4 protein-coding genes are annotated in these 10868 nt (G+C 69.9%); 1 reads left to right on the top strand and 3 read right to left on the bottom strand.

Features of this window, described 5'->3' with window-relative positions; translation table 11 throughout:
• Positions 1 to 509: 509 nt before the first annotated feature.
• From glgB to AB8M85_RS16445, 3 genes are read right to left on the bottom strand one after another with little or no spacing between them, the layout of a single operon-like run.
• A complete protein-coding gene (gene glgB, locus AB8M85_RS16455; protein ID WP_372699917.1) occupies positions 510 to 4223 on the bottom strand; it encodes a 1,4-alpha-glucan branching protein GlgB in 3714 nt (1237 codons plus the stop codon).
• Positions 4220 to 6040, bottom strand: a complete 1821-nt coding sequence (gene treS / locus AB8M85_RS16450) for a maltose alpha-D-glucosyltransferase (RefSeq protein ID WP_372699916.1) — start codon at positions 6038 to 6040, stop codon at positions 4220 to 4222. Before treS ends, glgB begins: the two co-directional genes overlap by 4 nt.
• Positions 6040 to 8142, bottom strand: coding sequence for an alpha-1,4-glucan--maltose-1-phosphate maltosyltransferase (locus tag AB8M85_RS16445; RefSeq protein ID WP_372699915.1), 2103 nt, complete (start codon positions 8140 to 8142; stop codon positions 6040 to 6042). Before AB8M85_RS16445 ends, treS begins: the two co-directional genes overlap by 1 nt.
• Before the next feature lie 141 nt (positions 8143 to 8283).
• On the opposite strand from AB8M85_RS16445, the gene glgP reads away from it, so the two are divergent.
• Positions 8284 to 10854: an alpha-glucan family phosphorylase gene (gene glgP / locus AB8M85_RS16440; protein WP_372699914.1), complete on the top strand. Its 2571-nt coding sequence runs from the start codon at positions 8284 to 8286 to the stop codon at positions 10852 to 10854.
• The last annotated feature ends 14 nt before the right edge of the window (positions 10855 to 10868 follow it).

The raw sequence follows: 10868 nt of genomic DNA, 5'->3' as shown, positions 1-10868 counted from the left end.
TGCACCAAGTTACAAGAATCCCGGCAAACTGTCCTCAGCAGGCACACGGGGGTGCACCCACCAAAAACCATTCACCAATTCATAAAAAATCGGTGTCAACAAACATGGCACACTATTGAGTTCTCAAACAACAGACGCTTCCAACTTCCACAACCCGCCATCCGGCCGGCCGCTTCGCTCTGGAGCAACTTGTCTAACTTACCCGTTCGCTTCGTTCCGGTCAAATCGACCGTTTCCTCAGTTTTCCGGAAGTCTGCGCCGTCCCGTTGACTTCCCCGTGGAGAAGTTTTATTGGCGACCGGCGCGGGAAATAACTATACCCACATCCAGCCGACTTCGCCAAATCGCGAGCTTTCCCCGGTTCCGGTTCTCCCAAAACCCCGAATTTCCGCGGCCAGGGGCCCTTCGGAGGGGTCGTTTCCCACCCTGCGGGCGACCTGGCCCCACTGTGTGCTGCACCACGTACGGGCGCTGCCCCTCTGGATCCCGTGAGGGGCAGCGCCCGTACGTCAGTTCCTGGCCCCCGGGACGAGGTAGATGACGCCCAGCGGCGGAAGGTCGACCGTGGCCGAGGCCGGCTGGCCGTCGAGCTCTGGGCCGTCGGCGCGGATCGTCCCCGGGTTGCCCACTCCGGATCCCCCGAATTCGGTCTCGTCGGTATTGAGCACCTCCGTCCACTCCCCCACTTCCGGCAGTCCCAGCCGGTAGCCCAGGTGCGGCTCGCCGGAGAAGTTGGCCACGCACACCAGCTCATGGCCCTGGGCGTCCCGGCGGATGAAGCTCAGGGTGTTGCCGGCCGATTCATGGTCGTTGATCCAGGCGAACCCGGCCGGGTCGTTGTCCAGTTCCCAGAACGAAGCCAGCTCCCGGTAGATCCCGTTCAGGGCGCGGACGGTGAGCTGGACGCCGCGGTGCTGGTGCGTGTCGGCCACCCACCAGTCGAGCCCATACTGCTCGCTCCACTCCCCCTCCTGGGCGAACTCGGTGCCCATGAAGATCAGCTGCTTGCCCGGATGGGCCCATTGGAAGGCCAGGTAGGCCCTGACCTGTGCCAGCTGGCGCCAACGGTCCCCCGGCATGCGCCGCAGCAACGATCCCTTGCCGTGGACGACCTCGTCATGGCTGATGGGCAGCAGGAAGTTTTCCGTGTAGGCGTAGACCATCGAGAAGGTGATCTTGTGGTGGTGGTAGGAGCGGTTGACCGGGTCCTCGGACATGTACTCGAGCGAGTCGTGCATCCAGCCCATGTTCCATTTCAGCCCGAAGCCCAGTCCGCCGCCGGAGGTCGGTGCCGTCACCCCGGGAAAGGCCGTGGACTCCTCGGCGATCATGGCGATGCCCGGGTTGGCCCGGTAGGCAGTGGCGTTGAGTTCCTGCAGGAAGGAGATGGCCTCCAGGTTCTCCCGTCCGCCGTGGACGTTCGGTTCCCATCCGCCGTCTTCGCGCGAGTAGTCCAGGTAGAGCATGGAGGCGACCGCATCCACGCGTAGTGCGTCGATGTGGAACTCTCCGAGCCAGTAGAGGGCGTTGGCGACCAGGAAGTTGCGCACCTCATGGCGGCCGAAATCGAAGACGAGGGTCCCCCAGTCCGGGTGTTCGCCGCGCCGCGGGTCGGCATGCTCATAGAGCGGCTGGCCGTCGAAGCGGGCCAGCGCCCATTCGTCCTTCGGGAAGTGGGCGGGAACCCAGTCCATGATCACGCCGATGCCGGCCTGGTGGAGCCGGTCGACGAGGTAGCGGAAGTCGTCGGGGTGCCCGAAGCGCGAGGTGGGCGCGAAGTAGGAGGTGACCTGGTAGCCCCAGGATCCCCCGAACGGGTGCTCGGCGACGGGCATCATCTCCACGTGCGTGAATCCCTGCCAGGAGACGTACTCGCTGAGCTGGTCGGCCATCTGGCGGTAGTCCAGGCCGGGCCGCCAGGAGCCGAGGTGGACCTCGTAGACGCTCATCGGCCCTGCGTGCGGGTCCCGTGTGGCACGGGTGGACATCCACTCGTCGTCCTGGAATCCGTAGGAGGACTCGACGACGATCGAACCGGTCAGGGGCGGGACCTCCGCGTAGCGGGCCATCGGGTCGGCCTTCTGCCGCCAGTGTCCGTCCTGGCCCAGGAGCTCGAACTTGTAGACGGAGCCGGCACCGACGCCAGGCAGGAAGATCTCCCAGACCCCTGAGCGCCCCAGCGAGCGCATGGCGCTGGCCGTGCCGTCCCAGCCGTTGAAGTCACCGACCACGCGGACGGCCCGCGCGTTGGGCGCCCAGACGGCGAAGGCCGTTCCCTCGCAGTCACCCAGCGCCGTGTGGTAGCGCTGGATCCGGGCTCCGAGGACCTCCCAGAGGCGTTCGTGGCGTCCCTCCCCGATGAGGTGCAGGTCGATCTCGCCGAGGGTGGGCAGGTAGTGGTAGGGATCGTCGACCCGGGTCGGGGCCGAGTCGCCGTAGGCGACCTCGAGCCGATAGTCCGGGACGGTGCCCTCGCGTCCGGGTGGGGTGGGCACCGCGGCGACCCAGACGCCGTCGTGCTCGTGGTGCATGTCCCAGCGTCCGGCTTCGGTGACGAGGGCGACGGATCGGGCGAGCTTGCGCAGGGTGCGGACCGTGACCGTCCCGTCGTCGCCGAGGTGGGCACCCAGGACCCCGTGGGGCGCGTGGTACCGGCCCTGGGCGACGGCGGAGAGCACCTCGGCGGATACCGGCCGCGGCGATGTACCGGCCGCTGCCAGTTGGGCGGCGGTGGCGTGGGGCTGGTCGTCGCGGGGTTTTTCGGACGGGTTCTGCATGGCTGAAAGGACCTCCTGGACCGCCGATGCCGGTACCTGTTCCCAGGACGGCCGGTTCTGCTGTTCGTACACGACTTCGTACAGGGCCTTGTCCAGCCACAGGGCCAGAAAGAGCGGCGACTGGATGTCGATGGCCTCCCCCGATTCCTCACGGTACCCGCTCAGGAACGCCTTCCGGGTGCGGGCGGACCATTGGCGGGCGGCTTCGTGCCGGTCCTGCCCCGGTGCGGCCGCCGAGGGCGCCGATCCGGACGCCGGGCCATCGGGCACGGACCGGGTGGCCATGCCGGCGGCGTAGTCGAAGGAGCGCAGCATGCCCACGACATCGCGCAAGGCCACGTCGTCGCCACCGCGGTCCGCGGCGGTACGCAGCGGCTCGCCCTCGAAGTCCAGGACCACCCAGCCGCGCTCGCCCACGGCCAGGACCTGGCCCAGATGCAGGTCGCCGTGGATGCGCTGCAGCAGGGGAAGCCGTCCCAGGGCGCCCAGCGACTCGAGGACCTCGCTGAAGGCATCGGCCAGGGCACCGTCCGCGGGTGCGGCACGTTCCCATCCCCACAGCAGGCGGCCGCGCAGCGCCTCGACGAAGGCGCGGGTCTGGTCCGGGGTGGCCTCGACCGTGGGTGCCACGGAGCGCAGGTCGCGGTGCAGGCGGGCCACGACGCGGCCGAGTTCGGTGGCCTCTGCGGTGAAGTCGCGGTTTTCGATGGCCGCCGTGCTGGCGGTGCGCCAGGCGTCGACGGATCCGCGCAGGAACTCCCGGACGACCGACAGCGTCCCGGTCACCTGCCGGTCGCCGACGCGCCAGTTCCCGTCCAGGCTGCCCAGCGAGCGCGGGACCTCGTGCGATCCCGCGTCCGAGAGCAGGGTCCCCAGCTCCACGTCCGGGTTGGCCCCGGGCAGCGGGACCCGGAAGAACTTGATGATCACCGGGCCGGACGCGGTCTCCAGGACGACCGAGGTGTTGGACTGTTCGCCGTGCATGACGCGCAGGGATCCGGGCTGGACCCCGGGCACGGCCATCATCGCCGCCCAGGCGTCGACGAATTCCGGGTCCTGGGTCGCGTCGTAGGCCAGCCAGTCGCCGTCGTCGTCGGTGACGGGCTGGCCTGCTGACGCGCCGAGGGAGTCAACCGTGGGCCGGTCCAGCGTGGCCACGGGGTCGCCGGCCGCGTTATGTGGTCTGCGGTGCAGGGACAGCGGGACGTGGATGACCGTCTCCTCCACGGGCGGGGCGTCGTCGACTGGTCGTGAAGTTCCCTCGTCCGTGCTGCCGACGGATCGGACGGCCAGCAGCACGCTGAGCATCAGCACCTCCGGATCCGGATGCGCGATCGGCACCGTGCCGACGACGGACAGCGTGGATCCCCCGGCCGGGGCCGGACACCAGCGCTGGGTTGCCAACCACGGACGGAGGGCGTCGGTGAGTCCTGTGTCGCCGCTCATCGCCGGGCATCCACGGGATCGACGACCGGCAGGGTCGTGGTGGCGGCGGCGTGGACGTCGGATCGCGCCGAGCGCAGCCGCAGCCAGAAGAAGCCCTGAGATCCGAGGGTGATGGACAGGCGTCCCGCGTCGGAGACCGGCGGGAAGATCCCCCCGCCGAAGACGTCGCGTAGGCCCCGTCCGGCGTAGTGCGGCAGGTCCAGCTCGGTCGCCACCGGATGCTGGGACAGGTTGTAGATGCACAGCAAGGTTTCCCCCTCCTCGGGTTCGTTCTCGAAGGCCGGTGCCGTCGGGGCCGGTGCGCCGCCGCGGCGGGATGCGGTGTGGTCGGTCGTGGCCGTCCCGCGCAGGAAGGCCAGGACGCTGGGGGCCGAGGCCGGGACGTTGCGGTACCCGCCCAGTCCGAAGACCGGGTGCTCACGCCGCACGCCCAGGATCTGGCGGACCCAGTGCAGCAGGGAGCCGCTGTGGTCCAGCTGCTGCTCGACGTTGACGTTCGTATAGCCGTAGACCAGTGACTGCACCACGGGCAGGTAGAGCTGGCCGGGGTCGGCCGAGGAGAACCCGGCGTTGCGGTCCGGCGTCCACTGCATCGGGGTCCGCGAGGCGTCGCGGTCATCGAGCCAGATGTTGTCGCCCATGCCGATCTCGTCGCCGTAGTACAGGAAGGGGCTGCCCGGCAGCCCGAAGAGCAGCGCGTAGAGCAGCTCCAGTTCCGCCCGCGAGTTGTCCAGCAGGGGCGTCAGCCGGCGGCGGATGCCCACGTTGGCGCGCATCCGCGCATCCGGGGCATACCACCCGAGCATCGCCTCGCGCTCTTCGGGGGTGACCATCTCCAGGGTCAGCTCGTCGTGGTTGCGCAGGAAGGTGCCCCACTGGCTGCCGGCGGGGATGCCGGGCGTCTGGTCCATCGCCTCGATCACCGGCGCGGCCAGCTGGTCCCGCAGGGCGAAGAAGAGCCGGGGCATGATCGGGAAGTGGAAGCACATGTGGCATTCCGGCTCCTCCTCCGTGCCGAAGTACTCGACGACTTCCACCGGCGGCTGGTTGGCCTCGGCGATGATGACCCGTCCCGGGTACTCGGCGTCGACCAGCCTGCGCAGCCGGCGCAGGAAATCGTGGGTGGGCGGGAGGTTCTCGCAGTTGGTCCCCTCCTCCTCGAACAGGTAGGGGATGGCATCGGCGCGGAACCCGTCCACGCCCAGGTCCAGCCAGTAGCGCACGACGTCGAACATCGCCTCGTGCACGCGGGGGTTCTCGAAGTTCAGGTCGGGCTGGTGGCTGAAGAAGCGGTGCCAGTAGAACTGCCGCCGGATCGGGTCGAAGGCCCAGTTCGACTCCTCGGTGTCCACGAAGATGATCCGCGCCTCCGAATACAGTTCATCGGTGTCGCTCCACACATAGAAGTCGCCGTATTCGCCGTCGGGTTCCCGGCGCGAGGCCTGGAACCAGGGGTGCTCGTCGGAGGTGTGGTTCATCGGCAAATCGATGATGATCCGCAGGCCGCGTTCGTGGGCCTCGGCGACCAGGCGCCGGAAGTCGCCGATGGTGCCGAATTCGTCGAGCACGTCGTAGTAGTCGGAAATGTCGTAGCCGCCATCACGCAGCGGGGACTTGTAGAACGGCGGGATCCAGAGGCAGTCCACGCCCAGCCACTGCAGGTAGTCCAGCTTGTCGAGCAGTCCGGCGATATCGCCGCTGCCGTCCCCGTTGGCGTCCGAGAAGGCCCGGACCAGCACCTCGTAGAACACCGACTTGCGGTGCCACTGCGGGTCGTGGGTGAGACCCGGGACGTTGAGCTGGAACGGGTTGGCCATCAGGTTCCCCGGCGGATATGCAGGATGTGCACGGGTTCGACGTGCGGGTCCAGGCGCACGTAGTTGTGTTCGGACCACTGCCAGCTCTGGCCGGTGAGCAGGTCGTCCACCGTGAAGCGGCCCTCCGCGTCGAGGTCCTGCTCCCGCAACTCCAGCGCCTCCAGGTCCAGGCTGACAGTGCATTCCCGGGCCCCGTGCGGATCGGTGTTCACCACGACGATGAGCGTGTCGATTTCCTGGCCCGGCAGCGGACCCACGGCGGGTTCGGCGGCGGTGGCCTGCGCCGCACCGGGTCCGGCAGCCGCCGTCGTGCCCGCGGGGGCCGGGATGCCCACGGCATCGCGGCGGCGGGACTTCGAGTAGGCGATTGTCGCGTCGTCGGTGGTGGCGTGCACGACGAGGTTCTGCAGTTCGCCCAGCGCGGGGTGGTCGGCGCGGATGGCGTTGAGCCGGCGCAGGTAGGGGGCCAGCGAGCGGCCCTCGGCCTCGGCGTCGTCGAAGTCGCGGACCTTGTACTGGAACTTCTCGTTGTCGATGTACTCCTCGGCCCCCGGCCGGGCGACGTGTTCGTAGAGCTCGTACCCGGCGTAGACGCCCCATAGCGGGGACGCGGTCGCCGCCAGCGCGGCGCGGATCCTGAAGGCCGCCGGACCGCCGAACTGCAGGTACTCGGTGAGGATGTCGGGGGTGTTCACGAAGAAGTTCGGCCGGAAGAACGCCGAGGTCTCGCGGGAGACCTCCGTGAAGTACTCCTGGAGCTCCTCCTTGGTGTTGCGCCAGGTGAAGTAGGTGTAGGACTGCTGGAACCCGGCGCGGCCCAGGGCGTGCATCATCGCCGGGCGGGTGAAGGCCTCGGCCAGGAACACCGTGCCCGGATGCTGCTCGTTGACCTGGCCGATGAGCCACTCCCAGAATCCCACGGGCTTGGTGTGCGGGTTGTCGACGCGGAAGATCCGCACACCGCGCTCGATCCACAAGGTCACGATGCGCAGGATCTCGGCGCTGAGCCCCTGCGGGTCGTTGTCGAAGTTCAGCGGGTAGATGTCCTGGTACTTCTTCGGCGGGTTCTCCGCGTAGGCGATGGTGCCGTCGGCGCGGGTGGTGAACCACTCCGGGTGCTCGGAGACCCACGGGTGGTCCGGGGAGGCCTGCAGCGCCAGGTCCAGGGCGACCTCCAGGCCCAGGTTGTGCGCTCGATTCACGAATGCCGCGAAGTCCGCCGGGGTGCCCAGGTCCGGGTGGATGGCGTCGTGGCCTCCCTCGGCCGAGCCGATCGCCCACGGCGAGCCGGGATCCTGTTCGCCGGCGGTCAGCGTGTTGTTCGGGCCCTTGCGGAAGGTGCGCCCGATGGGGTGGATCGGGGGAAGGTAGACGACCTGGAACCCCATCCCCGCCACGGCCTCCAGCCGATCGGCGGCGGTGGCGAAGGTGCCCGAGGTGTACGTGCCGGTGTCCGGGTCGAAGCGGGCTCCCTCGGACCGCGGGAAGAACTCGTACCAGGCGCCGCGGCCGGCCCGTTCGCGTTCGACCAGCAGCGGAAACCTGCCGCCGCCGGTGACCAGGCGGCGCAGGGGCCGCTGCGCCAATTCGGCGGTGGCCGCCTCGGCCGAGGCGGCGGCCAGCCGCGTTTCGGGTGGCAGGGAGGGATCGGCCAACGTGGCGGCGACGGCTTCCAGGGCCGCCGGCTCCGGCGACGCGGCGGCCGCCTCGCGGAAGAGCAGCGTCCCCTCGGCGAGCATCAGCTCGGCGTCGATGCCCGCGGGGACCTTGATGCCGGCGTCGTGCTTCCAGGTGCCGATCGGGTCGTCCCAGGCCTCGACCTCGAAGGTCCAGTCGCCCTCGCTGGACGGCCGGACGGTGCCCAGCCACTCGTCGAGCCCGGGGGCGCCGGGACGCATCGGCACGCGCTGGCGCTCGATGCCATCGGGGTCGTAGAGCACCGCCTCGACGGCGAGCGCATCATGGCCCTCGCGGAAGGCAGTGGCCTTGACCAGGACGTCCTGCCCGGCGATGGCCTTGGCGGGGAAACGCCCGCCTTCGATGACAGGGAAGACGTCGGTGACGGGGATGCGGCCGAATCGGGCCGTGCGCCTGGTGCTCACCCTGTAGACGCTAGCCAGTCGGCGGCCCAAAAGCCAAGGTTTTGAGCCGCGGTGCCGATCTGTGACCTTCCACGATCGCCGTGCGGTCACTTTCCGGGCAAGGGTGCCCACCCGGCACGGTTCTAGGCTAGCGTTCAGCGTGTGAAGGCCATTCGACGTTTTACCGTCCGCACCGTCCTCCCCGAGAACATCGCCGGTCTGGGGCCCCTGGCCTCGAACCTGCGGTGGTCCTGGCACCGACCCACCGCCGAGCTGTTCCGCGATTTGGACCCCGCCGGCTGGGAGGCCGTGCGCGGGGACCCCGTGGCTTTGCTCGGGCGCTTCGACCGGTCGCGGCTGCTGGAGTTCGGCGCCGACGCGGAGCTGGTGGGGCGCATCGCGTCCCTGGCCGCGGACCTGGCCGACTACCTGGCGCACCCGCGGTGGTACCAGGGGCTCGAGGGCGCCAAGCCGGCCTCGATCGCCTACTTCTCCCCCGAGTACGGGATCACCGCAGCCCTGCCGCAGTATTCGGGCGGGCTGGGGATCCTCGCCGGGGACCACCTCAAGGCCGCCAGCGACCTCGGGGTGCCGATCGTGGCCGTGGGCCTCCTCTACCAGGCCGGGTACTTCAAGCAGTCGCTCTCCCGCGACGCCTGGCAGCAGGAGTCCTACCCGGTCCTGGACCCGCACGGGCTGCCGCTGACGCTGCTGCGCGAGCCGGACGGCTCCATTGCCAGCGTGGTGCTGCCACTGCCCGGCGGGCGCGAGCTGCACGCGCACATCTGGCGGGCCGACGTCGGCCGGGTGCCGCTGCTGCTGCTGGATTCGAACATCTCCGCCAACGACGACGCCGCCCGGTCCACCACCGATCGGCTGTACGGCGGCGGCGGGGACCACCGGCTGCAGCAGGAGCTGCTGCTGGGCATGGGCGGGGTGAAGGCCCTGCGCGTGCACGCCCGGCTGACCGGCGCCGAGGCCCCCGAGGTCTTCCACACCAACGAGGGCCACGCCGGGTTCCTGGGCATCGAGCGGATCCGCGAGCTGATGGACGACGGGCTGGACTTCGACACCGCCCTGGCCGCGGTGCGCGCCGGCACGGTGTTCACCACCCATACGCCCGTTCCCGCGGGGATCGATCGGTTCGACGCCTCCCAGATCGCGCACTTCCTGGACGCCGGGCTGGCCCCGAGCGTGCCCACCGAGGCGGTGCTGGCCCTCGGGTCCGAGTCCCGGCTGGGCGGCAACGACGAGACGTTCAACATGGCGGCCATGGGGCTGCGCCTGGCCCAGCGCGCCAACGGCGTCTCCAAGCTGCACGGGGAGGTCTCCCGCGGCATGTTCGCCGGGCTCTACCCGGGCTTCGACGCCCCCGAGGTGCCCATCGGCTCGATCACCAACGGCGTCCACGAGGCCACCTGGGTGGACCCGCGCGTCGCCGCCTACACCGGGGGCCAGGCCACCGACGGGGCCGACGACGATGCCCGGCTGCTGGCCCTGCGCCGGGAACTGCGCGTCCAGCTCATCGACGATGTCAGGACCCGGTTGCGCGCCTCCTGGAAGGACCGCGGGGTCGCCGAGGCCGAGCTGGGCTGGACCGAGTCCGTGCTGGATCCGGACGTGCTGACCATCGGCTTCGCCCGTCGTGTGCCGACCTACAAGCGCCTGACGCTGATGCTCCGCGACCCGGTTCGGCTCAAGGCGGCCCTGCTGCACCCCACCCGGCCCATCCAGCTGGTCATCGCCGGCAAATCGCATCCGGCCGACGAATCCGGCAAGCGGATGATCCAGGACCTGGTCCACTTCACCGACGACCCGGAGGTCCGCCACCGGATCGTCTTTTTGCCCAACTACGACATGGCGATGGCCCGCACGCTCTTCCCGGGCTGCGACGTCTGGCTGAACAACCCGCTGCGCCCGCTGGAGGCCTGCGGCACCTCGGGCATGAAGGCGGCGCTGAACGGTGCGCTGAACCTGTCGGTGCTCGATGGCTGGTGGGACGAGATGTACGACGGCGGCAACGGCTGGGCCATTCCCACCGCACCCGAGGGGGCCTCGCCGGAGGAACGCGACTCCCTGGAGGCCGCGGCCCTGTATGCCCTGATCGAGAATACCGTCGCCCCGCGCTTCTACGGGCAGGAGGAGGAACCCGCCGCGGGGGCCGCCGGGCCCTCGACCCGGTCCGACGACGGGGTGCCCCGGCAGTGGCTGGGCATGATCCGCCACACCCTCGCGGTGCTGGGCCCGCAGGTCTCGGCCGCCCGGATGGTCAAGGACTACGCCAACGCGCTGTACCTGCCCGCCGCTGCCGCCGGGCAGCTGGCCGCCCGGGACGAATTCGCGGGGGCCCGCGAGGTGGCCGCCTACGCACACCGCGTCACCGCCGCCTGGCCCGGCGTGGCCATCGAACACGTCGATTCCCTCGACATCGAGGCCGAACCCAGCATCGGCGACACCTTCCGGGTCAGCACCTACCTGCGCCTGGGCGGGCTCGCCCCCGCGGACGTGCGGGTGGAGGCGGTCCAGGGCACCGTCGGCGACGGCGACGAGCTGCTCGAGACCTCCGCGCACCGCCTCGAGCTGGCCGAGGAGCTGGGCAACGGCCGGTTCCTCTACCGTGGCGAGCTGCTGCTCGAACGCCCCGGCGCCTTCGGCTACGGGGTGCGGGTCGTACCGGAGCATCCGCTGCTGGCCGCCCACACCGAACTGGGGCTGGTCACGACCGCCGGTTGATCCGCACCCGGAGG

The organism is Arthrobacter sp. JSM 101049 (assembly GCF_041679245.1).
In the GTDB taxonomy this organism is placed as follows: Bacteria; Actinomycetota; Actinomycetes; order Actinomycetales; family Micrococcaceae; genus Arthrobacter_H.
This window is presented reverse-complemented; position numbering and strand designations above follow the sequence as displayed.

What these genes read in the sequence shown, in the direction of transcription:
- glgB (WP_372699917.1), bottom strand. Translation starts at nt 4,223, where the DNA reads ATGAGCGGCGACACAGGACTCACCGACGCCCTCCGTCCGTGGTTGGCA.
- treS (WP_372699916.1), bottom strand. Translation starts at nt 6,040, where the DNA reads ATGGCCAACCCGTTCCAGCTCAACGTCCCGGGTCTCACCCACGACCCG.